Below are 23,178 nucleotides of genomic sequence, written 5' to 3' on the forward strand. Positions count from 1 at the left end.
GACTTTATAACAATGTTAACTTTTGATTTATATAATATTTTAATTATTTCTGGAATTATTTTTGCAGCACTGGTGACCTTCGGTCTCATCATTGCGCGCCTATACCGCCGCTCCAGTAAAGAAATCTCCTTTGTGCGTACCGGTTGGGGTGGTGAAAAAGTGATTTTGGGTGGAGGAGCAATCGTGCTCCCAGTCTTGCATGAAATAATTCAAGTCAATATGAACACCCTGCGTCTTGAAGTGCGCCGTGCAGATGATCAGGCACTGATTACCCGTGACCGTATGCGCGTGGATGTCATGGCCGAATTCTATGTGCGGGTCAAACCTACTGCTGATTCAATTGCAACAGCCGCACAAACGCTCGGGCAAAAGACCATGTCACCGAATGAATTAAAAAATCTGGTCGAAGGCAAATTTGTCGATTCACTGCGTGCAGTAGCAGCAGAAATGGCCATGGAAGAACTGCATGAAAAACGGGTCGACTTTGTACAAAAAGTACAGCAAGTGGTTTCAGAAGATTTGCATAAAAATGGTCTGGAATTGGAAACCGTTTCCCTGACTGGCCTGGATCAAACTGGATTTAAATATTTCAATCCACAAAATGCCTTTGATGCTGAAGGCCTGACCAAGCTCACTGAAACCATTGAAGATCGTCGTCGCAAGCGCAATCATATCGAGCAGGATACTGACCTGGCGATCAAAACTAAAAATCTGGAAGCAGAACAGGCGCGCCTGCAAATCATTCGTGAAGAAGAATATGCCAAGCTGCAACAGGAACGCGAAATTGCCATTCGCCGTGCCGAGCAACTGGCTGAAATTTCTGCTCAGGAAGCCGGTAAAAAACGTGAAGCAGAAGAAGCACAAATTGCTGCTGAACGAGAAGTCGACCTCAAGCGTATTTTAGCGGCCCGTGATGTAGAAAATGAGAATATCCAAAAAGCGCAGCTGATTCAAAAAGCCCAAGTCGAACAAAAGAAAACTATTGAGCTGGCCGAACAGGATCGTGCCATTGCCATTGCAGAAAAATCTCGCGCCGAATCTGAAGCCAAAGCGCAAGCCGATCAGGCACGTGCTCAAGCGGTAAAAGCGGAAGAAGAAGTCATCACTGTACGCCAAATCCAGCAGGCAGAGCGTCAAAAAGCGGTTGAGCTGGTCGCAGCCAAAGAACACGCGGAAAAAGATGCAATTGCGATTACGGTTGCCGCTGAAGCCGGAAAACAAGCCGCAGCAGATGATGCCGAAGCAGTACGTATTGCTGCTGAAGCTGAAGCCGAAAAGGTTCGTCTTAAGGCCAAAGGTGAAGCGGACGCAAAAATTCTACTGGCTCAGGCGATGGAAAAACAATATCAGGTCGATGCAGAAGGTACCCGTGCAGTCAACGAAGCCAATAATGTGCTGTCACCTGAACAGGTCGAAATGCAGATTCGCCTAGCCATGTTGAAATACTTGCCTGAAATTATCCGGGAAAGTGTTAAACCGATGGAAAATATTGATGACATCAAGATTCTTCAGGTCAATGGCCTGCATGGCAGTCATGCCGGTTCCTGTCAGACAGATGCACATCATGAAAATGGCAATGTTGCCCTGTCAGATCAGGTGGTAAATAGCGCCCTGCGTTATCGCAGCCAAGCACCCTTAATTGACAGCCTAATGAATGAACTTGGTATTCAGGGTGGTGATATTAATGGCATGACCCAGAGTCTGAAAGCTAAAACTTAAAAATAGAATGAGATATAAAAAAGCTCCCAACTGGGAGCTTTTTAGTGCATGTTTAATCTATAAATCAAACCAAACCTTTATCTTTCAATACTTGCAACATGGTTGAACCAAGTTCCGCAGGACTGCGGGTATATGCCATACCCGCACGCTCAAAGGCAGCAAATTTTTCTTCAGCAGTTCCTTTACCACCTGAAATAATTGCACCCGCATGCCCCATACGCTTGCCTTTAGGTGCGGTAACACCTGCAATATAACCGACCACAGGCTTGGTGACATGAGCCTGAATATATTCCGCTGCCTCTTCTTCTGCGGTACCACCAATTTCACCAATCATAATAATGGCTTCAGTCTGAGGATCGTCTTGGAACAGTTTCAAGCAGTCAATCTGGTTCATGCCCGGAATCGGATCTCCCCCGATCCCGATACAGGTCGACTGACCCAGTCCAAGCTTGGTGGTCTGCGCTACGGCTTCATAGGTCAAAGTCCCTGAGCGCGAGATAATTCCAATTTTACCCGGCTGATGAATATGACCCGGCATGATCCCGATCTTACATTCACCCGGCGTAATAATGCCCGGACAGTTTGGCCCGATTAAACGCGTGCCATTACCATTGGTTTCCAGATAACGCTTGGCTTTAAGCATGTCGATGGTCGGTACACCTTCAGTGATCACCACAATTAACTCAATGCCCGAATCAACCGCTTCAACAATAGAATCCAGCACAAATGGTGCAGGAACATAAATCACCGAAGCATCTGCGCCAGTTTCTTTCACCGCTTCGCGCATGGTATTGAATACTGGTAATTCCAGATGGGTTTGACCACCCTTACCCGGTGTTACACCACCGACAACTTTGGTGCCGTAAGCCAAAGCCTGCTCAGAATGAAATGTACCGTTTTTTCCTGTAAAGCCCTGTACCAATACTTTGGTGTCTTTATTCACTAATACGCTCATGATTGATACTCCTTAAGCTTTTACAGCAGCAACGATTTTTTCTGCAGCGTCAGCAAGACCATTTGCAGAAATCAATTTCAAACCTGATTCATCCAGTAATTTTGCACCCAGTTCCGCATTGTTGCCTTCGAGGCGAACAACCACAGGAACGGTCACATTTACTTCCTGAACCGCCGCAATAATTGCTTCTGCAATCATGTCACAACGTACAATTCCACCAAAAATATTAATCAACACACCCTGCACAGAATGATCTGCCAGAATAATTTTAAAAGCTTCAATCACGCGCTCTTTGGTCGCACCACCACCGACATCAAGGAAGTTAGCAGGTTGACCACCATAAAGCTTGATAATATCCATGGTTGCCATCGCAAGACCGGCACCATTCACCATACAGCCAATGTTCCCTTCCAATGCCACATAGTTCAGATCGAATTCAGATGCTTTGAGTTCACGTTCATTTTCCTGAGACTTATCACGTAGCGCAGCCACTTCAGGCAAACGGTACAGTGCATTCGAATCAATCCCGATTTTGGCATCCACACACAGAATATCGCCATTTTCACGTACCGACAGCGGATTGATTTCAAAAAGTGCAAAATCATTGTCTACAAATGCCTGATAAGCAGCAGTCATGACTTTAACAAATTGATTAATTTGGCCATCTTTGAGTTTTAGGGCAAAAGCCACTTCGCGAGCCTGAAATGGCATGAGCCCCACTAAAGGATCAACTTCAACTTTAATAATTTTTTCAGGGGTTTCTTCGGCCACTTTCTCAATTTCAACACCGCCTTCAGTCGATGCCATAAAAGTAATGCGGCGGGTTGAACGATCGACCACCGCACCCAAATAAAGTTCGCGCTCAACAGGATAAACATCCTCAGAGACTAAAATGCTATTTACCGGCTGACCATTGGCATCGGTCTGATAAGTTACCAGGTTTGAACCGATGATCTGGTTGGCATATTCAGCAGCCTCGGTAGCCGATTTAACGACTTTTACACCACCGGCCTTCCCACGACCACCCGCATGCACCTGAGCTTTCAGTACTGCGAACTTTCCACCTAACTGCTCGAAAGCATGTACCGTTTCATCGGCATTGGTGGCAAGTATCCCTTCCTGTACCGGCATACCATATTTTTTTAATAGCGCTTTTGCTTGATACTCATGTAAATTCATTCAATAACCTTTTATTACTTCTTTGCCTTGTTATAAACCCACCAGTACCCAGACGTCCGTCAAAGCAGTACCAGCATTTCTTAAAATCGTTATCTTTATTTTTAGATGATTGTTCCCATAAAAACAACCATGAAATGTAAAAAGAGCGACCTAAGCCGCTCTTTTTTTAATTTTATTTACGTTTGCGTTGAATCGCATGAATCGCACGACCATCGACCGCAAGTGCAGCTTCGTGTACCACTTCAGAGAAAGTTGGATGACCAAAAGTCATCAACTGTAGATCTTCAACTGAAGATACAAACTCAAGTGCAATCATACCTTGGTGTACGATGTCAGACGCAGCAGGTCCAATCACGTGCATACCCAATAGACGATCTGTTTTCGCATCAGCAACAAACTTCACAAAACCAGCATTTTCGCCAGCAGCCATTGCACGGCCGTTTGCAGCAAAACCGAATTGACCGGTTTTCACTTCGTGACCTTTGTCTTTGGCTTGCTGTTCTGTTAAACCAACCCACGCCGCTTCCGGATGGGTATAGATGACAGAAATAATCGTGTCGTAGTTGACTTGAGCGGCATGACCGTGAATACGTTCAACGGCCATTACGCCTTCTTCCATGGCTTTATGCGCAAGCATAGGACCACGAACCAAGTCACCAATTGCGTATACGCCGTCCACAGACGTTGCACACCAATCGTTCACTTCAACCAGACCACGCTCAGTCAGTTTAATGCCGCAATCATCCGCCAATAAACCTTCAGCATAAGCACGACGGCCTACACATACGATTAACTTGTCGAAAGTTTGAGTCTTGTCTTCACCGCCCTGAGTGTACTTCACAGTCACTTCAGAACCGTTCACTTCAGTACCAGAAACTTTCGCACCAACGCGAATATCAAGACCTTGCTTAGTCAACAGTTTTTGGTAGTCTTTTGCCAAGGCTTTATCAGCCATTGGTAAGAATGCATCCATTGCTTCAAATACAACAACTTCAGCACCCAGACGACGCCAAACTGAACCTAATTCAAGACCGATAACGCCCGCACCAATTACGCCTAATCGTTTAGGTACTTCTTGGAATTCAAGTGCGCCAGTTGAGTCAACAATAATGTTTTGATCAACAGGTGCAGATGGGATATTGATTGGCACAGAACCAGTCGCAAGAATCACGTATTTTGGTTCTAAAATTTGAGTTTCGCCTTCATGAGAAACGAACTCAACTTTTTTACCGGCAAGTAATTTACCTGTACCTTTTAACCATTCGATGCCGTTGCCTTTCAGCAAGCCATCAATACCCATGGTCAATTGGTCAACGATTTTGTCTTTACGCGCTAAAAGTTTAGCAAGATCAAATTTCACTTCACCCGTGGTAATACCGTGATCATCTAGATGCTGCACTGTATCTTCGTAACGGTGAGAAGAATCAAGCAAAGCTTTAGACGGGATACAACCCACGTTTAAGCAGGTGCCACCTAAAGATGGCTTGCCTTTATGAATACGTTTTTCGATACACGCAACTTTGAAACCAAGTTGAGCTGCACGAATTGCTGCTTCGTAGCCGCCCGGGCCACCACCAATTACGACTAAATCGAATTGAGACATGTTTATCTCCAAATAATCCCCCTTTAATCTCCCTTCAAAAGGGAGACCTAAGCCCTCTTTTTAAAAAGGGATTAGGGAAGATTCTTAATAAATAAATTACAGATCAAGGATAAGACGCGCTGGCTCTTCTAACAATTCTTTGATTGTTACAAGGAAACCGACTGCTTCTTTACCATCGATTAGACGGTGGTCATAAGACAATGCAAGGTACATCATAGGCAAGATTTCTACTTGACCATTCACTGCCATCGGACGTTCCTGGATTTTATGCATACCCAGAATCGCAGTTTGTGGCGTGTTCAAGATCGGAGTAGATAACAATGAACCGAAAGTACCACCATTGGTAATCGTGAATGTACCGCCAGTCATGTCTTCGATGCCTAATTTGCCATCACGCGCTTTCGCAGCGTATGCACGAATACCGTTTTCAACTTCGGCATAGTTCATGCGGTCTGTATCACGAAGTACAGGAACCACCAGACCACGCTCAGATGAAACTGCAACACCAATGTCATAGTAACCGTGATAAACAATGTCATCGCCATCGATTGATGCGTTCACTGCCGGATAGCGTTTTAGCGCTTCAGTTGCTGCTTTAACAAAGAATGACATGAAGCCAAGACGTGCACCATGACGTTTTTCAAACGCATCTTTGTATTGAGCACGCATTTCCATGATTGGTTTCATGTTCACTTCGTTGAACGTGGTCAACATTGCAGTTTCTTGAGTCGCTGCAAGTAAACGTTCAGCAACACGCTTACGAAGACGTGTCATTGGAACACGTTTTTCGATACGTTCGCCCACAGCAACGCTTAATGGCGCAGCAGCAGGAGCAGCTGGTTTCGCTTGGTGGTTTGCCACATCTTCTTTGGTGATGCGACCGCCACGACCTGTACCCGCAACATCAGCTGCTGCAACACCAGATTCAGTCAATGCTTTACGCACTGCTGGCGCTTGGTCTTGTACTTGCTGACGTTCAACGATTGGTGAATTACCTGCTTCAGTATTCGCCGCAGCTTGTTCAACTTTCTCTTCAGACTGAACTGCTTGAGTTTGAGCAGCGCCAGAAACAGCACCTTCTTCAAACTGTGCAATGACTTCAGCTGAAAGTACAGTGTCGCCTTCATTTTTAATGATAGAGGCAATTGTACCGTCTGCAGGAGCAACAACTTCTAAAACAACTTTATCAGTCTCAATATCACAGATCACTTCATCACGTGATACTGCTTCACCTGGTTGTTTGTGCCAAGTTGCGATCGTACCGTCCGCAACTGACTCTGGGAATACCGGTGCTTTAATTTCGGTTGCCATTACTTAGAATCTCCTGGATTATTCAGCGTCGATCGCAAGCGCGTCGTTGATGAGCTGAGCTTGTTGTTTTGCATGCAAATATGGTGAACCACAAGCCGGTGCAGCAGATGCTTCACGGCCAGCGTAGCTAATACGGACTTGTTTACCCGCTTTCATCACATCGTCATATAGACGCGGAGCGATGAACAACCAAGCACCTTGGTTTTTAGGCTCTTCTTGTGCCCAAACCAGTTCTTTCACATTTGGATATTGTGCAAGGACTTCTGTCAGGCGTTTTTCTGGGTATGGATATAATTGTTCAATACGCACAATCGCAGTATTGTTCAATTCTTTTTCACGACGTTTTTCAATCAGGTCGTAATACACCTTACCACCACACAGAACCAGACGGGTTACATCTGACTTGTTGATGTTGTCCACTTCATCAATCACGGTCTGGAAGCTACCGTTTGCAAGTTCTTCTAGCGTAGACGTTGCAAGTTTGTGACGAAGAAGAGACTTCGGTGAAGTCACGATCAATGGCTTACGGATTGGACGAATCGCTTGACGACGTAAAGCATGATAAATCTGTGCAGGTGTGGTCGGTGTGATCACTTGCATGTTGTCTTCAGCACATAGCTGTAAGAAACGCTCTAAACGTGCAGATGAATGTTCCGGACCCTGACCTTCAAAACCGTGTGGAAGAAGCATGGTCAAACCACAGACACGTTCCCATTTGGTTTCACCAGACGAGATGAACTGGTCAATCACAACCTGTGCACAGTTCGCGAAGTCACCGAATTGCGCTTCCCAAATGATCAAGCTCTTAGGAAGAGTCGTCGCATAACCATATTCAAATGCCAATACCGCCATTTCTGACAACAATGAGTCATAGATTGCAGTACGCGGCTGGTTTTCTTTCAGGTTACACAGCGGAAGATAAGTTGAACCATCGACCTGGTTATGCAGTTTTGCATGACGGTGCGAGAAGGTACCACGACCTACGTCTTCACCGGTTAAACGAAGCAAGTAACCATCATCTAGTACAGTTGCATACGCCAGAGTTTCAGCAGCACCCCAGTTCAGTGGCATTTCACCCGTTTGCATTTTCAGACGGTCATCGATCACTTTCGCAACCTGACGCTGCATCACGAAGCCTTCAGGAAGTTCGCGCATTTTCGCGCCAAGTTCTTTTAGACGCTCGATCGGGAAAGTCGTATCCCATTCGTCTGTGTAGTCATGACCCAAGTAAGGCGTCCAGTCCACAAACATTTTCTTGTTCGGTTCAAGTACCAGCGCATTGGCAACGTGATTACCCGCTTCCAGATCTGCACGGTAATTTTCAACCATTTGATCTGCATTTGCACGATCAAGAACACCCTGTTGTACCAGTTGATCCGCATAAAGCGTACGCGTGGTCGCTTTCTTGCTAATCACTTGATACATCATTGGTTGAGTTGCAGCTGGCTCATCCGCTTCGTTATGACCACGACGACGGTAGCAGAACATGTCAATCACAACGTCTTTACGGAAAGTATGACGGAAGTCATGTGCCAATTGTGAAATGAACACCACAGCTTCAGGATCATCCCCATTGACATGGAAGATCGGCGCCTGAATCATTTTCGCGATATCAGTACAGTATTCTGTAGAACGCGCATCACGTGGATCAGAAGTGGTGAAACCCACCTGGTTATTAATCACAATGTGCACTGTACCACCCACGGTATAACCGCGAGTTTGTGACATCTGGAAAGTTTCCTGGTTGACGCCCTGACCTGCAAATGCAGCATCACCATGTACGATTAATGGCAATACGTCATCGCCGCCAATGTCTTTACGACGTACTTGACGTGCACGTACCGAACCCTCAACCACAGGGCCAACGATTTCCAAATGTGACGGGTTAAACGCCAATGCCAAGTGAACTTCGCCACCTTGGGTCATCACGTTTGAAGAGAAGCCTTGATGGTACTTAACGTCACCAGAACCTTTCTTGTGAATCGATTTACCTTCAAACTCACCAAACAGGTCAGCCGGGTTTTTACCCATGATGTTAACCAGAAGGTTTAAACGGCCACGGTGAGGCATACCGATTACAACTTCTTTACAGCCAACAGAACCTGCACGCTGAATAATTTCGTTAACCATCGGGATGAATGATTCACCCCCTTCAACGCCAAAACGTTTTGCACCAACAAACTTATTACCTAGATATTTTTCCAGGCCTTCAGCTGCGGTTAAACGTTCAAGGACATGTTTCTTTTGTTCAGCATTAAAACCATATTGACCGCGTGCACTTTCCAGACGTTGTTGAATCCAACGTTTCTCTTTGGTGTCCACGATGTGCATGTATTCAGCACCGATTGAACCACAGTAAGTGGCTTCCATTGCCTGAACCATCTCAGCCAAAGTCGCTTCTTCTTTACCGATCGCCAGGTTGCCAGTATTGAATACCGTATCTAGGTCCGACTGAGTTAAACCATGCGCAGCAAGATCTAGATCAGGCACAACTTCACGTTTCGCCAAACCTAATGGATCCAGTTTTGCTTTCTGGTGACCACGATTACGGTATGCAGCAATCAGCTGTAACACGCCAATTTGGCGACGTTCATGCTCTGAGCTGACAGTTGATTGAACAACAGGCTGAATACGGCTTGAATTACGACCTAAAAGTAGGAATTGCTCACGTACATTACTGTGTGGTTGATCACCTTTTGGGAATTTACCGAAGTATTCTTGCCAGTCAGCACCTACTGAATCCGGAGCCGTCAAATACTGCTCATAAAGTTCTTCAATATACGCTGCACTATCAGCGCTAAGTTCAGTGTCAAGACGCAGAGCGTCAGCAACTTCTTGCATTTGTGGACCCATTTCCTATTGCAAAAACATTTTCAGGATGCTTTTTAAGCAAAACCCAGGATTATTAGCGTCAGATTGGTAATATGACACTAGTCCCCCATAAGGCATAAGCCATGAGGCGTTATCACCACACCAAGAAAATCTTGATATGTTTAATGAACAATAACACCCCTCAGCGGTATCATTACTCATTGAATACCCGATCGAAACCGGGCAATTTTTTGCAAATCGACTTAGAAAAAAACAAGTAGGAACAAAGATTTTTTCTAAAGCGACTCAAGCCTACCTTTATATACCAGTCCCTGGTTATGCAATGTTTAAAAAATGTACCTGAAATGGCATTTTCTAAAGATAGTCATAGGCTAAATGCTAACATGTTCTCAAGTTTTCAATTGATTTTTTTGACACATACCTTTCATAAATTGGCTAAATACAGTTCAGATATTTTACTCTAACCTATGGTGCTTTATCTCAAAAATAGATTCAATGTAGACTTAAGTCCTAAGCATTTCCGATAAATAAAAAGAGAGCAAACCTTTCAATCCACTCCCTCCTTAAATTTCCGTTATATAATAACATCGTTCTTGTTATTTTTCAGGTCAGTTTTACAGCTAAAAATCATAAATACCCCAAATAATTACATGTTCTTCTTCTATGGCACTTAACATCACCCGTCATTTCCTGACTACCTGACTCAACTTTATACATTTTAAGTATAGTATCTTTATTTTTATCTGATGATTTTTTATTTTGCTTCAATGGTTTGCACAAAAAAAAGCACACCTTGTGGTGTGCTTTTTTCCAAACTGCTATCAGCAGCCTATTAACCTGCCATATCTAAAAGCATATTACGGATGTGACCGATTGCTTTAGTTGGGTTCAAACCTTTAGGACACACAGATACACAGTTCATGATGCCTTTACAACGGAACAATGAGAATGGATCGTCAAGACGAGCCAAACGCTCTTGTGTTCCAGTATCACGCGAGTCAATGATGAAGCGGTAAGCGTTCAACAATGCTGAAGGACCTAGGAACTTGTCCGGATTCCACCAGAATGACGGGCATGAGGTTGAACAACATGCACATAGAATACATTCATACAGACCATCAAGATGCTCACGCTCTTCAGGAGACTGTAAACGTTCCTTTGGAGGCGCAGGCTGGTTGTTGATCAAGAATGGATGGATCTTGTTGTACTGATCGTAGAACTGGTTCATGTCAACCACCAGATCTTTCACTACAGGAAGACCAGGTAATGGACGAACAGTAATTTCATTGGGTAAATCGTTCAGGTTCCAAAGACACGCCAAACCATTTTTACCATTGATGTTTACACCATCAGAACCACAAATACCTTCACGACATGAACGACGGAACGTTAAAGATTCGTCTTGTACTTTTAATGCTAGAAGTGCATCAAGCAACATACGGTGCTTGTCAGTCAATTCCAGTTTAAAAGTCTGCATGTACGGTGCTTTATCCTTGTCAGGATCATAGCGGTAGATATGAAATGTACGAGTACCTCTACTCATCTGAATTCTCCTGATTAGAATGTACGTGGTTTAGGTGGAATCGCGTCAACCGACAATGGACGGTAACGAACTGGCTTGTACTCAAGACGGTTGTCCACAGAGAACCATAATGTGTGCTTCATCCACTCATCATCACGACGACCATATGGATAATCCGCATGATCCGGTGACAATTCGAAATCTACCACAGTATGCGCACCACGACATTCTTTACGCGCAGCAGCTGAAATTAAGGTCGCTTTTGCAACTTCATACAAGTTTTCAACTTCTAATGCTTCAACACGTGCAGTGTTAAATACTTTAGATTTGTCTTTCAAATGAATATTACGAACACGTGGCTCAATTGCAAGAATCTGTTTTACACCTTCTTCAAGTAGTGCTGATGTACGGAATACACCTGCATGATCTTGAACAATGTCACGAATCGCATCTGCAACTTCCTGAGCATTCTCACCTGTTGTGGATTCGTCAAGTTTACGAATACGCGCAACCGTTTGCTCAAGTACAGTTGTTGGTAGTGGCTCGTACTCATCACCGTGATGTTTAGTCACATAATCGATGATGTGTTTACCCGCAGCCTTACCAAATACCACCAAGTCAAGCAGTGAGTTGGTACCTAAACGGTTGGCACCATGTACAGATACACATGAACATTCACCAATTGCATAGAAACCTTTCACTGGCTTAGTGAAATCACGTTCGGCTGCATTGGTCGAATAAACATCGGTATCTTTGTTGTAATGTGCCGCCAGCGCTTCAGTTTCGCGTGACTCAGGCACAACAACCTGACCATGAATATTGGTTGGAATACCACCCATTTGGTAATGGATTGTTGGTACTACTGGAATTGGTTCTTTGGTGATATCCACGTTCGCGAATTTCTTGCCAATTTCGAATACCGATGGCAGACGCTTCATGATTGTATCCGCACCTAAATGCGTCATATCAAGCAGGATATAGTCACCTTTAGGACCACAACCACGACCCTCTTTGATTTCCTGGTCCATAGAACGTGATACGAAGTCACGTGGCGCCAAGTCTTTCAAAGTTGGAGCATAACGCTCCATGAACGGTTCGCCATCTTTGTTACGAAGGATTGCACCTTCACCACGACAGCCTTCAGTCAACAATACACCTGCACCCGCAACACCCGTAGGGTGGAACTGCCAGAATTCCATATCTTGCAATGGAATACCTGCACGCGCCGCCATGCCAAGACCGTCACCAGTATTGATATAGGCATTGGTAGATGCACGGTAAACACGACCCGCACCACCGGTAGCAAACAATGTGGCTTTACCTTGGAATACAGCAATTTTACCAGTTTCCTGGTCAATTGCAGTGACACCAAGTACGTCGCCTGCTTCGTTACGGATCAAATCAAGTGCGATCCATTCTACGAAGAATTGTGTACCCATTTTCACGTTGCTTTGATAAAGCGTGTGAAGAAGTGCGTGACCTGTACGGTCGGCAGCAGCACATGCACGTGGCACCGCTTTTTCACCGTAGTTCGCAGAGTGGCCACCGAATGGACGCTGGTAAATTGTACCATCAGCGTTACGGTCAAATGGCATACCCAAGTGTTCTAATTCGTATACCACTTGAGGTGCTTCACGCGTCATAAATTCGATTGCGTCTTGGTCACCTAACCAGTCCGAACCTTTTACTGTGTCGTAGAAATGGTAGTGCCAGTTATCTTCTTGCATATTACCAAGAGATGCACCAATACCACCCTGCGCTGCCACAGTGTGAGAACGGGTTGGGAAAACTTTGGTCAGTACCGCAACTTTCAAACCAGCTTGAGCAAGTTGGTAAGACGCACGCATACCTGAACCACCACCACCCACGATGACTGCATCGAAGGTTTCGTGTGGAATATTTGTGTAATCTTCTTTAGGGTTTATAGCGCCCATGATTGTTTCCTATCAATTCGCCCAAAAAATCTGGATCGCCCAGATTGCATATGCCAACACAGCAATAATCACTGCTGAAGTCAGTACAATACGCAAACCATTCGCCGAAGGACCCATTTGACGAGTCGTCACATAGTCTGTAAAAACTTGCCACATACCAATCCAAGCGTGTGCAACAAGAGATAAGACTGACAATAAAGATAGAATCTTCATTGGAGTTGTCATCATGAAGCCATACCATTGTTCATAGCTGAATCCACTGTTACACAGGATCCAACCCAAAATAACAACGGTATAAACAGCCAAAATAACAGCACTAACACGTTGGAGAAACCAATCGCGAGAACCTGAACCTGTTAAACCAGTAGCGCTTTTCATTAGAGTACGATCCATACAAATGCTGCAACGATACCGATTGCAGACAAGATTAATGCGATAGTAGATGCGACACGGCCACTTTCTAATTCTTCAGCAACGCCAATGTCAGCAAGTAAATGCTTAACACCCGCAATAAAGTGAAAAATCAAGCCGGCGACAAATACCCATACAATGAAGCGAACAATGAAACCATTCATGATTTCTTGAACTTGCGCAAAACCTTCAGGTGAAGACAGTGATTTGTCTAAAATCCAGAGAAGGACCGGTACGAGTAAGAATACGATAACACCTGAAAGACGGTGTAGAATTGATGCAATAGCCACGGGTGATTTTAAGTTTACTTCTAAAACTTGACCCATGGACAAATTGACAGGTCTGTTGCTTTTCACAGCGGGCATCCTGTAAGTAAAAACTCCATCCGGAGTTTGTTGGAATTAATTCGAAGGAAAGCTGGCATTCTTAGGCAAATACATGCCTAAAATCAAAACGACACTGAATTATAAAACGTCAACTATTAAAACACAAACAGATGGATTTGGCTTTTTCAAGAAAAACCCTTTAAATAAGAATCATTAACAACAAAATATGAGGTTCTTTAGTGACTAAGAATCCACTAACCTTCATCTATATAATTGTTTTTAAATAATTAACTTGATCAATTTACTCTGTTATTCTTTTTAAAGCCAATTACCGCTATTTAGACTAAAGATGCACAGTTGCAGCACAAATCTTATTTAAAATCTCGATTTAATTTAAATGGAAATCAAGCTCATACAGGTAGTGCAGCAGTTATTAAGATGGGTCTGCTTTCAGGTATAATTATAACCTGAGCTTAAAGAGTCACTTAGACTGCACTCGATGATGGATTTTTTGATCGCTTTAGAGGATTTGGATTCGAAAAATCACTCATTTATTTTTAGACTGGGGATCTTTGCTGCAAAGTTGGCCATTTATTAAGCTATTTTTTAATCAATTGAATCAAGTCAAAAATTTAATTAATTGCTTTTATTTATAATTCTGCATGTGCAAAGGAAATGAGTAAAAACTATGTAAGTTATGAGATTTATATAGTTTTAACAACTCCCAATAAGATCAGCGATACTTTTTCGCAGCATTTCTTAGTCTGAAAAAACGCTTACAAATAATTCAGGCCCTCTATTTTTTTCTGCACCTCTGTTTAAATTTGACTTATTATAGAGGTTTGATGCTGTGATTTTACTGAACTTTTTATACCAAGATGGTGTGACTAAGCCGCTGTGCAAGCGTCATTTTTTCATCCATAAGTATAATTGACAAAATTTCAGTACTCACTAATCTTATAGCAAATTTTTGATCCATCCGTTTTGTGCATTAAAAGATTGATAGACAACTCGGATATACATTCACCAGGACAGGAGATCTATTGAATGTCTGAAGCAACTGGCAAGAAAGCCGTTTTACAGCTTGATGGCAAAGAAATTGAACTACCAATTTACAGCGGCACATTGGGCCCAGATGTAATCGACGTTAAAGATGTGTTGGCTGCAGGTCACTTTACTTTTGATCCTGGTTTTATGGCAACAGCGGCGTGCGAGTCTAAAATCACCTTCATCGACGGTAACAAAGGTGTACTTTTACACCGTGGCTACCCAATTGATCAATTGGCGACTAAAGCTGATTACCTAGAAACTTGCTATTTACTTCTTAATGGCGAACTTCCGACTGCTGAGCAAAAAGAAGAATTCGACGCTAAAGTACGTAACCACACAATGGTTCACGACCAAGTTAGCCGCTTCTATAACGGTTTCCGTCGTGATGCGCATCCTATGGCGATTATGGTGGGTGTTGTTGGTGCGTTATCTGCGTTCTACCACAACAATCTGGACATCGAAAATGTTGATCACCGTGAAATCACAGCGATCCGTTTAATTGCGAAGATCCCTACTTTAGCGGCTTGGAGCTACAAGTACACAATCGGTCAACCGTTTGTTTACCCACGTAACGACTTGAACTACGCTGAAAACTTCCTTCACATGATGTTCGCGACTCCTGCTGATCGTGATTACAAAGTTGATCCGATTCTTGCAAAAGCAATGGATCGTATCTTCACGCTTCATGCTGACCATGAACAAAATGCCTCTACGTCTACAGTACGTTTAGCTGGTTCTACTGGTGCTAACCCGTATGCATGTATTGCTGCTGGTATCTCGGCACTTTGGGGCCCTGCTCATGGCGGCGCGAACGAAGCTGTTCTTAAGATGCTTGATGAAATCGGCTCTGTAGAAAACGTTGCTGGCTTCATGGAAAAAGTGAAGACTAAAGAAGTTAAACTGATGGGCTTCGGTCACCGAGTTTACAAAAACTTCGATCCACGCGCGAAAGTCATGAAAGAAACTTGTGACGAAGTTCTTGGTGCGCTTGGCATCAACGATCCACAACTTGCTTTGGCTATGGAACTTGAACGTATTGCGCTTTCTGACGAATACTTCATCAAACGTAACCTATACCCGAACGTAGACTTCTACTCAGGTATCATCCTTAAAGCGATTGGTATCCCGACAGAAATGTTTACTGTGATCTTCGCGCTTGCACGTACTGTTGGCTGGATCAGCCACTGGTTAGAAATGCACAGCGGTCCTTACAAGATCGGTCGTCCTCGTCAGCTTTATACTGGTGAAGTTCAACGCGATATCGCTCGTTAATTCGAACGGCGTTGCAAGACAGAAAAACCACCCTTTGGGGTGGTTTTTTTAGTGCTGACAAAATCCTACATATAGCCTCTTTAATCCATTTTAAAATGCATGAACCTCAACCATATTCATAGATTGAAAACTTGAACAGGATCTGTGCTTGATGTTGTTGTATGCCCTACCGTTTATTTTAAGATTCATCCGTTTTGAACAGTTTAAGTGCCGTAACTTAACGGCCGGTGAAATCAGAATCTGTCAGCAGGTATTTGGCAATCTGATTGACTATTCGGCAGTCAGAATCATGAATCACCCTTATTTACCCTGGCAATCCAGCCATGTGATTATGGCGCCCAGTGGTTATATCCATGCACGAAATTTAAATTATCGGGAAGACTATTCATGTGAAAGCTTGGCCTATCAAGCACTGTTTATTCATGAGATGACCCATATTTATCAATACCAACAGCAGATTAATGTGGTTTTAAAAGGCGCATTTCTACAAAGTGCTTATTTTTTAAGCTTAGGGAAATATAATCCTTACAAATATCAATTTAATCCCAACAAATCATTTTCACAGTATAATATTGAACAACAAGGTGATATTGCCCGAGATATTTTTCTTAAAAAAATACCCAATATTATTTTAGATAGCCAAACAATTGTTTGATATATAATCATTTTTATTCAAAATATCATCTTGATTTGGCATTTTGAAAATTAAGGCCATGAATAAATGATTTAAACCCTGAGATTTATTCATGTGCAGAAAACCTACATATTCTTTATTTTTGGATAATAACTTTTCATTTCAACATTCATTCTCGCAAAACAGCTCTAGCTTCTGGATTAAATTTCGATAAAATAACCCAAGTATGATATTTTAGCTCGCAGATCAAGATTTAACGATCATGTGATAAAGACGTTTTTTCTTTTGCCATTTGGCATTTTTTTAAGTATCAAAATGCACTCAGCTGGATAATTAGAATTATAAAAATCAGTGATTTAGTGTATTAACCTATAGGAATAGGATTTAATTGGAATGAAAAGTTTTAAAATTGCGATTGCTCAGCTCTCTCCACATGTGGGCAATTTGGATGCAAATACTCAAAAAATGATTGATCAGGCCAATCAGGCTAAAAAAGATAAGGCTGATCTGATTATCTTCCCTGAGCTTGCAATCTTGGGCTACCCTGCAGAAGATCTATTAATTCGTCCAAGTCTGGCCAAACGCACCAAAGCTGCTTTTGAAAAACTGACTGAAGTCAAAGATATTGTGATGGTCTTCGGTTTTGTAAATCAAACTGAAGATGGCCAGCGTTATAACTCAGCAGCCGTCATGAAAGATGGTGAGGTGCTGGGTATTTATAACAAACAGGTGTTGCCAAACTATGGTGTATTTGATGAAAAGCGTTATTTCAGTGAAGGTCATCAACATCTGGTATTTGAATATCTCGGACACAAATTTGGTGTGCTGATTTGTGAAGACGCATGGTCTTTAGCTACTGTACAGCAGCTGGCAAAACTCAATATCGAAACTGCTCTGGTACTGAATGCCTCTCCATATGAAGTGGGTAAACCACAACACCGTATCGAGACCATGGCAGCTCTGGTAAAACAATTGAATATCAATCTGGTCTATTGTAACCAGGTCGGTGGTCAGGATGATCTGATCTTTGACGGTACCAGCTTTGCGTTAAATAAATCTGGCGAAGTCGCGCTACAGGCCCCAAGTTTCCAGGAAAGCCTTTCTATCGCAGAATATGATGCTGAACAGCTTCAATTTAGCAAAGGTACAATTACACCTGCGCTGGACACCATGGCTGAGATCTATCAGAGCCTGGTGATGGCAACCCGTGATTATGTACAGCGTTCTGGCTTCCCCGGCGTGATTCTGGGCCTATCGGGTGGGATCGATTCTGCCCTGACCCTTGCGATTGCTGCAGATGCCATTGGTGCAGACAAAGTTCAGGCGGTCATGATGCCTTATACCTATACCGCACAAATCAGCGTAGAAGATGCGGCTGAACAAGCAAAAAATATGGGGGTAACCTTTGGTATTGCCGAAATCAATCCGGTAGTAAACGGCTTTATGCAGGTACTCTTCCCGTTCTTTGGAAGCGCCCCGGCAGATGCGACTGAGGAAAACCTGCAAGCACGTTCGCGTGGCACCTTATTAATGGCGCTTTCCAACAAGTTCGGCAATCTGGTGCTTGCGACCGGAAATAAATCTGAACTGGCTGTGGGTTATTGCACGCTGTATGGTGACATGGTCGGTGGCTATGCCGTCTTGAAAGATGTGTACAAAACCATTGTGTTTGAACTGGCGAAATATCGTAACAGTATTTCAGAAACACCCGTGATTCCAGAACGTGTCATTACTCGCCCACCATCAGCAGAATTGCGTCCAGATCAGGTCGATCAAGACTCTTTACCTTCGTATGACATTCTGGATGCCATCCTGTATTCATACATCGAAGAAGACATGAGTCAAGACGATATTATTGACAAAGGTTTTGATGCCGAGGTGGTGAAAAAAGTCATCCGTCTGGTCGACATGAATGAATACAAGCGCCGCCAAGGTGCAATTGGACCACGAATCAGTTCACGTTCTTATGGGCGCGAACGTCGTTATCCAATCGTCAATGGCTGGAAAGCAGGTAACTAAGCCCTTTTCTTAGTTATTTAAATCGAATCGCCCGAGTGAATACTGGGGCGATTTTTTTATATCGACGCTAAAAGTAGAAAATTAATCAACAATCACAGAAAAATAATTTTGGAAATATCTGAAAATTTACTGGATGCTTCAAATAATTTTTATCATGCGCCATACTTTTTAAAAGACAAAAAAAGAGACCAAGCTGAGAGCTTGGTCTTTTAAAATGGTGGCTATGACGAGACTTGAACTTGTGACCCCCGCATTATGAGTGCGGTGCTCTAACCAACTGAGCTACATAGCCGTAAACTGTGTGCGCATTATCGTAATTTCAGGTGCTATCGTCAAGCATTTTAAAACACAAATGTTCAGTCTTTATGCAAATGAAGAATAAACTCTTAAACTTTAAACAATATTAGATTTTTTATTTGGTATTTCACATATTCTTATGAAGAACTTTAATGCTTGGAGCTTTCACCGATGTACAAAATTAACATACTGATTCTTTTGCTCAGCACTTTAGCAATCACCGCCTGCCAAGTGATTTCTCCTATTTTTGTCAACTATAATGGAGTACGTCGCGATGTGGCACAGTGGATTAATCATCAACAATTCATGAGCATGCAACAGAAACGCACCTTGGCGCAATTAAGTCGGGCTCAACAGCAAATCAAGCGTTATCCGGAATATGATCAGACTCAACGACTGGCCATTGCCAAAGAAAATCAGATTGCATTCTATTGTGCACGTTTGCATGTGAACGAACATAAAATCCAGCAACTGCAACAACAAATTTTCGCACCTGAGACGCATTCGATTTTAAATCAATATGAACAACTGGCACCACAAATCAAATTGGACCCGGCATCCATTCAATGTGATTGACAATCAGCTTGAATATTCCTGTAAATTCATATAATTCAATTATTTAAAATCAATAAACCATGAAACTTAAAACTCAGAAACCTGCGCTTAACTGTTTAATCTATTAGACATTATACCTATGTATTTACTTGGTTTTATTTTTATACAATACAGGCTATGATCAAAGTATAAACAACTATTCGTACTCGGTTTAACGTGTCATCATTTTTATAACACTTAATTCCCAACAGGAGAATTCTAATGCCTTTTGAACATATTTTAGTCCCTATTGACGGTTCGGAAACATCTTATGCTGCCGTTGATAAAGCAGTCGAAGTTGCCAAAGCATTTAACAGTAAAGTGACAGTGGTACAGGTACTGACACTCGACCCTTATATTGCTGCGGAATATATCTCTGCAGCGCAAACCAACGACCTGATTGAACGTGCCCGCACCTCGATCTTAAAAACTCTGGATGAAGCCAGAGCAAAATTCTCTGGTGCAGGTGTTGAAGTAGATACCCAGCTACTTGAAGGCCAGGTGATTTATAGCGAGATTGTCAAAGCAGCGAAAGATTTAAATTCTGACCTGATCATAATTGGTTCACATGGCCGTACTGGCTTCAAGAAACTGTTCCTGGGCAGCGTAGCTCAAAGCATTCTAGGTCAGGCCGATATTCCAGTGATGGTTATTCGCAAGTAATCCGTGCATCAAACTTAAAATCCCCACTTTCTAAAAGCGGGGATTTTTTATATCTAGACCCAACCATCCCACTGATAGCGTTTTAAATCCACACGATCACCGTCAAGTACAATCCCTTCCTGTATCAGCTTTTGTTGCTGAATATTCTGGCCAGATGAATCAAGCTTGTTCAGACTGATTTTAGCTTGTGCATTGATCACCCGATACCAGGGAATGTCGGTATTTTCTTCCAGATGACTTAAAACCCGACCCACTAAACGTGCATGTTGAGGTAAACCGGCCAGTCTGGCAATCTGCCCATAGGTTGCAACTTTTGCATAAGGGATCTGACTGACCACAGTCAAAATCATCTCTGCCATTTCCTGACTGGCTGAACTTGTCTTGCTGCATTTCATCTGTTCAATAGTACCTGTAAATAAAAGATCACGCCCTGATCCCCCTATTAACAGCTATAAGAAAATGAGCAAGCCTGATTCAAACAATCTCATTTCACTATTAAACATAATCCAGTAGCGCTTTATCTTCTGGATTTTATCTTTAGAAATTATCTGGATTTTCCAGCCGTTTTACCTCTTGAACTTTGTCTGGATGATGTACGGTAGCAACACCATCGATATCTTTCTGATCAATCAGAATCTCTGGCTGAAAAATAGTGATGGTTTCATTTCCTTTGACATCTTCTCCGACAATATATTGAAAACCCTTACGGTTCAGCTTGTGGCACATACGCTGGTACCAGCCTTTAAAGCCCTGTGTGTCTTCCTCGGGATTATAGTAAAAAGCATTCATCACTGCAGGTAAGCCCAGACCACACACCAGACCCGACAAGAGCACCACAATAAAGGTATAGCCCACCAAGATACTGCTATAAGCCTCTAGCTGAGGAATATTGGCCACCGCCAGAATAAGCGCCAGGGAAATCCCGCCACGCACACCGCCCCAGGACAAAATCGTTAAACTGCCGTTATAGCTTTTTCGGCGTATTTTGGGGAACATGGCAAATGCCAAGTGATTGGCAGCAAAGCGCGCTAAATGTAAAATAATAAATGCCACAATCCCGCCCAAGACCAGACTGGTACTCAGGTCAAGAATAAACAACTCCAAGCCAATCAGAGTAAACAGGAAGGAGTTAATAATCCCTTCAACCGTATGCCAGAAATGGTTCACGTCACCAATATCGGCATCGGCCAGAATTTCTTTCCATTTATTACCGACAATTAAGCCACCAATGACACAGGCAATCGGTGCTGAAGCATGGGCCAATAAAGCAATAAGATAAGAGCCACATGCCAATAAAGCAGTGGTCAGAATCAGTGACTCCATTTCATGCTTGCCACGCAAAATTCTTAATATTGCAAAGCCAAATCCCAGACCAATCAGTACGGCCACCACAATCTCATACAATAAAGTTTGCATGACAGCCAGTACCGTAAAGTTTTCGCCTTGCAGAACATTGAGCAAGGTCATAAATAAGGCGATACACATGGCATCATTAAATAACGATTCGCCTTCCAGCTTGACAATCAGATGATGCGGTGCGCGAACTGAACTCAATACACCTTTAATGCCGATCGGATCAGTCGCCCCCAAAGCCGCACCAAGTAATAACAACACCAGTAAATCCACATGATTACCAATCAGGAACTGATAGCCATATAAAACTGCACCAAAGAACACCGCGCAAAAGACCAACGCTAAACTTGCCAAAATACCAATCGGTCGCCAATGATTACGTAAATCTGAAACCTTAAACTTCAGTGCAGATGAGGTCAGAATAAAGCAGATCACCCCATTGATCAGAAAGTCATAAAAATCGATATTACGAACAGCCTGCTCGATATTGTCAATATTAATACTAAAGAATGGATTACCTTGTAATAAACTGGCGCCCCATTGCAAAATAAAAACAAAGATGGCCGAAACAATCGGAACACCGATCGCTTGCGGAAAACCTAAAACACGCTTATTAAACATAGTGGTGGCAATGGAAAGTGCAAAGACCACCGTGAGTAGCTGAAGAAAAAAGAAATTTCCCATTCGGTTTCCTAAAGTCGGGCGAGATGGAGCAATATGCGCCGAGCGGCATGGTCAAAATAGAGATTTGAATAGCAGAGCATTAGTAAAAAGGCATTCTAGCAAAACAAGTTTAATCCTCTTTTTATCGAATTGAGTTAAGTTTCTTTTCAGTATTTCCGAATGATGATTTAACATACAGATCAGCACTCGGCTTTTGCTTTCCCATCTTTCTATTTTGAATTTTTCTCCCATGCACCAAACTGTCAAAACCATTTTTCGTCTTTGTTTTGCGAGCGTGATTTTTCTGATCACCTTATCCTTATGTTTTACCTGCTTCGCTAAAATTCAGGAGATTCTGCAGGCAGAACAGCATTATCAGCAGGCAACCCGTATTCCCTTGAAAAGTACAACTGGCGAACAGTATGTTTTGGTATCTAATAACCAGCGACCGGACAATGCCATTTTCATTCTGATTGCAGGAAATGGTTATGTAGCCAAAATCAATTGTGAGCATTACAGCGCTTTATGTAGTGATGAGGACAATCAGTCACATACCCGTCAAATCCAGAGCGTCCACCTAATTAAAGCGGGAAATCTGTTTTATATTGAAAAAATTCAATTTAGAGATAGCCGGACTGGCAAAGTCACGGCTCTCGAATATACCAACCATGATATGCAGCAGTTCTATCAAAATGACATCAACAATCTCAAATATACGGTCTTTGCCATTGCCCTGTTTGCTTTGGCCGCATTATTTGTCAGTATCAAGATATTAAGAAATTTCCGGCGCTTTCTGCATAAATAAAAAAGGATTGCCTGCTCCACAGCTGTCCCACAATTG

18 protein-coding genes and 1 tRNA gene are annotated in these 23,178 nt (G+C 42.9%); 7 read left to right on the top strand and 12 right to left on the bottom strand.

What is annotated here, in order from left to right:
- The first annotated feature begins 12 nt into the window (after positions 1–12).
- Positions 13–1,719 (top strand): flotillin family protein, encoded by a 1,707-nt coding sequence (locus FTU40_RS01585; RefSeq protein WP_005096291.1) that lies wholly within the window; start codon positions 13–15, stop codon positions 1,717–1,719.
- Between the two features lie 64 nt (positions 1,720–1,783).
- Here the strand turns inward: FTU40_RS01585 and sucD are convergent, their stop codons facing one another.
- The 9 genes from sucD to sdhC all read right to left on the bottom strand — a co-directional run bounded on the left by sucD (position 1,784) and on the right by sdhC (position 13,831).
- Positions 1,784–2,674 carry a succinate--CoA ligase subunit alpha gene (gene sucD / locus FTU40_RS01590; RefSeq protein ID WP_005096290.1) on the bottom strand — a complete coding sequence of 297 codons (891 nt, stop codon included), beginning with the start codon at positions 2,672–2,674 and terminating at the stop codon, positions 1,784–1,786.
- Positions 2,675–2,686: 12 nt separating this feature from the next.
- The gene (gene sucC / locus FTU40_RS01595; protein WP_005096289.1) at positions 2,687–3,853 is read right to left on the bottom strand and encodes an ADP-forming succinate--CoA ligase subunit beta; all 1,167 of its coding nucleotides are present in this window, start codon (positions 3,851–3,853) and stop codon (positions 2,687–2,689) included.
- Positions 3,854–4,025: 172 nt separating this feature from the next.
- Positions 4,026–5,456, bottom strand: coding sequence for a dihydrolipoyl dehydrogenase (lpdA, locus tag FTU40_RS01600; protein ID WP_005096288.1), 1,431 nt, complete (start codon positions 5,454–5,456; stop codon positions 4,026–4,028).
- Between the two features lie 96 nt (positions 5,457–5,552).
- Positions 5,553–6,767: a 2-oxoglutarate dehydrogenase complex dihydrolipoyllysine-residue succinyltransferase gene (gene odhB, locus FTU40_RS01605; protein WP_005171964.1), complete on the bottom strand. Its 1,215-nt coding sequence runs from the start codon at positions 6,765–6,767 to the stop codon at positions 5,553–5,555.
- An 18-nt stretch (positions 6,768–6,785) separates the two neighbouring features.
- A complete protein-coding gene (locus FTU40_RS01610) occupies positions 6,786–9,608 on the bottom strand; it encodes a 2-oxoglutarate dehydrogenase E1 component (protein ID WP_005096285.1) in 2,823 nt (940 codons plus the stop codon).
- A gap of 823 nt (positions 9,609–10,431) precedes the next feature.
- Entirely contained in the window at positions 10,432–11,142 is a 711-nt protein-coding gene (locus FTU40_RS01615) for a succinate dehydrogenase iron-sulfur subunit (protein WP_005171970.1), read from the bottom strand.
- Positions 11,143–11,156: 14 nt separating this feature from the next.
- Positions 11,157–13,055 (bottom strand): succinate dehydrogenase flavoprotein subunit, encoded by a 1,899-nt coding sequence (gene sdhA / locus FTU40_RS01620; RefSeq protein WP_005171973.1) that lies wholly within the window; start codon positions 13,053–13,055, stop codon positions 11,157–11,159.
- A gap of 12 nt (positions 13,056–13,067) precedes the next feature.
- Positions 13,068–13,433 (bottom strand): succinate dehydrogenase, hydrophobic membrane anchor protein, encoded by a 366-nt coding sequence (sdhD, locus tag FTU40_RS01625; RefSeq protein WP_005096282.1) that lies wholly within the window; start codon positions 13,431–13,433, stop codon positions 13,068–13,070.
- Positions 13,433–13,831, bottom strand: coding sequence for a succinate dehydrogenase, cytochrome b556 subunit (gene sdhC, locus FTU40_RS01630; protein WP_074383085.1), 399 nt, complete (start codon positions 13,829–13,831; stop codon positions 13,433–13,435). Before sdhC ends, sdhD begins: the two co-directional genes overlap by 1 nt.
- Positions 13,832–14,839: 1,008 nt before the next feature.
- On the opposite strand from sdhC, the gene gltA reads away from it, so the two are divergent.
- The 3 genes from gltA (at position 14,840) to FTU40_RS01645 (ending at position 18,767) form a co-directional block, all read left to right on the top strand.
- Positions 14,840–16,114 carry a citrate synthase gene (gene gltA, locus FTU40_RS01635; protein ID WP_005096279.1) on the top strand — a complete coding sequence of 425 codons (1,275 nt, stop codon included), beginning with the start codon at positions 14,840–14,842 and terminating at the stop codon, positions 16,112–16,114.
- A 151-nt stretch (positions 16,115–16,265) separates the two neighbouring features.
- The gene (locus FTU40_RS01640) at positions 16,266–16,769 is read left to right on the top strand and encodes a hypothetical protein (RefSeq protein WP_074383086.1); all 504 of its coding nucleotides are present in this window, start codon (positions 16,266–16,268) and stop codon (positions 16,767–16,769) included.
- 372 nt (positions 16,770–17,141) lie between these two features.
- Positions 17,142–18,767, top strand: coding sequence for an NAD+ synthase (locus FTU40_RS01645; RefSeq protein WP_180001520.1), 1,626 nt, complete (start codon positions 17,142–17,144; stop codon positions 18,765–18,767).
- Between the two features lie 215 nt (positions 18,768–18,982).
- Here FTU40_RS01645 and FTU40_RS01650 read toward each other — a convergent pair.
- Positions 18,983–19,059 (bottom strand) — tRNA-Met (locus FTU40_RS01650).
- 176 nt (positions 19,060–19,235) lie between these two features.
- On the opposite strand from FTU40_RS01650, the gene FTU40_RS01655 reads away from it, so the two are divergent.
- Together FTU40_RS01655 and FTU40_RS01660 are read left to right on the top strand one after the other, a co-directional pair.
- Complete coding sequence (locus tag FTU40_RS01655) at positions 19,236–19,640, top strand: hypothetical protein (protein ID WP_005096274.1); 405 nt, start codon at positions 19,236–19,238, stop codon at positions 19,638–19,640.
- A 240-nt stretch (positions 19,641–19,880) separates the two neighbouring features.
- A complete protein-coding gene (locus tag FTU40_RS01660) occupies positions 19,881–20,321 on the top strand; it encodes a universal stress protein (RefSeq protein WP_180039510.1) in 441 nt (146 codons plus the stop codon).
- 53 nt (positions 20,322–20,374) lie between these two features.
- Here FTU40_RS01660 and FTU40_RS01665 read toward each other — a convergent pair whose 3' ends face one another.
- Both FTU40_RS01665 and FTU40_RS01670 read right to left on the bottom strand, forming a co-directional pair.
- Positions 20,375–20,671, bottom strand: coding sequence for an MGMT family protein (locus FTU40_RS01665; protein ID WP_005096272.1), 297 nt, complete (start codon positions 20,669–20,671; stop codon positions 20,375–20,377).
- Positions 20,672–20,858: 187 nt separating this feature from the next.
- Positions 20,859–22,358, bottom strand: a complete 1,500-nt coding sequence (locus tag FTU40_RS01670) for a sodium:proton antiporter (protein ID WP_005171990.1) — start codon at positions 22,356–22,358, stop codon at positions 20,859–20,861.
- Positions 22,359–22,587: 229 nt separating this feature from the next.
- On the opposite strand from FTU40_RS01670, the gene FTU40_RS01675 reads away from it, so the two are divergent.
- On the top strand, positions 22,588–23,142 hold the full coding sequence (locus FTU40_RS01675; protein WP_005171992.1) for a hypothetical protein: 555 nt from the start codon (positions 22,588–22,590) through the stop codon (positions 23,140–23,142).
- The last annotated feature ends 36 nt before the right edge of the window (positions 23,143–23,178 follow it).

The organism is Acinetobacter sp. YH12100, from assembly GCF_013419135.1.
In the GTDB taxonomy this organism is placed as follows: domain Bacteria; phylum Pseudomonadota; class Gammaproteobacteria; order Pseudomonadales; family Moraxellaceae; genus Acinetobacter; species Acinetobacter pseudolwoffii.

Coding starts and splice junctions, on each gene's coding strand:
- FTU40_RS01585 (WP_005096291.1), top strand. CDS start 13: ATGTTAACTTTTGATTTATATAATATTTTAATTATTTCTGGAATTATT.
- sucD (WP_005096290.1), bottom strand. CDS start 2,674: ATGAGCGTATTAGTGAATAAAGACACCAAAGTATTGGTACAGGGCTTT.
- sucC (WP_005096289.1), bottom strand. CDS start 3,853: ATGAATTTACATGAGTATCAAGCAAAAGCGCTATTAAAAAAATATGGT.
- lpdA (WP_005096288.1), bottom strand. CDS start 5,456: ATGTCTCAATTCGATTTAGTCGTAATTGGTGGTGGCCCGGGCGGCTAC.
- odhB (WP_005171964.1), bottom strand. CDS start 6,767: ATGGCAACCGAAATTAAAGCACCGGTATTCCCAGAGTCAGTTGCGGAC.
- FTU40_RS01610 (WP_005096285.1), bottom strand. CDS start 9,608: ATGCAAGAAGTTGCTGACGCTCTGCGTCTTGACACTGAACTTAGCGCT.
- FTU40_RS01615 (WP_005171970.1), bottom strand. CDS start 11,142: ATGAGTAGAGGTACTCGTACATTTCATATCTACCGCTATGATCCTGAC.
- sdhA (WP_005171973.1), bottom strand. CDS start 13,055: ATGGGCGCTATAAACCCTAAAGAAGATTACACAAATATTCCACACGAA.
- sdhD (WP_005096282.1), bottom strand. CDS start 13,433: ATGAAAAGCGCTACTGGTTTAACAGGTTCAGGTTCTCGCGATTGGTTT.
- sdhC (WP_074383085.1), bottom strand. CDS start 13,831: ATGCCCGCTGTGAAAAGCAACAGACCTGTCAATTTGTCCATGGGTCAA.
- gltA (WP_005096279.1), top strand. CDS start 14,840: ATGTCTGAAGCAACTGGCAAGAAAGCCGTTTTACAGCTTGATGGCAAA.
- FTU40_RS01640 (WP_074383086.1), top strand. CDS start 16,266: ATGTTGTTGTATGCCCTACCGTTTATTTTAAGATTCATCCGTTTTGAA.
- FTU40_RS01645 (WP_180001520.1), top strand. CDS start 17,142: ATGAAAAGTTTTAAAATTGCGATTGCTCAGCTCTCTCCACATGTGGGC.
- FTU40_RS01655 (WP_005096274.1), top strand. CDS start 19,236: ATGTACAAAATTAACATACTGATTCTTTTGCTCAGCACTTTAGCAATC.
- FTU40_RS01660 (WP_180039510.1), top strand. CDS start 19,881: ATGCCTTTTGAACATATTTTAGTCCCTATTGACGGTTCGGAAACATCT.
- FTU40_RS01665 (WP_005096272.1), bottom strand. CDS start 20,671: ATGATTTTGACTGTGGTCAGTCAGATCCCTTATGCAAAAGTTGCAACC.
- FTU40_RS01670 (WP_005171990.1), bottom strand. CDS start 22,358: ATGGGAAATTTCTTTTTTCTTCAGCTACTCACGGTGGTCTTTGCACTT.
- FTU40_RS01675 (WP_005171992.1), top strand. CDS start 22,588: ATGCACCAAACTGTCAAAACCATTTTTCGTCTTTGTTTTGCGAGCGTG.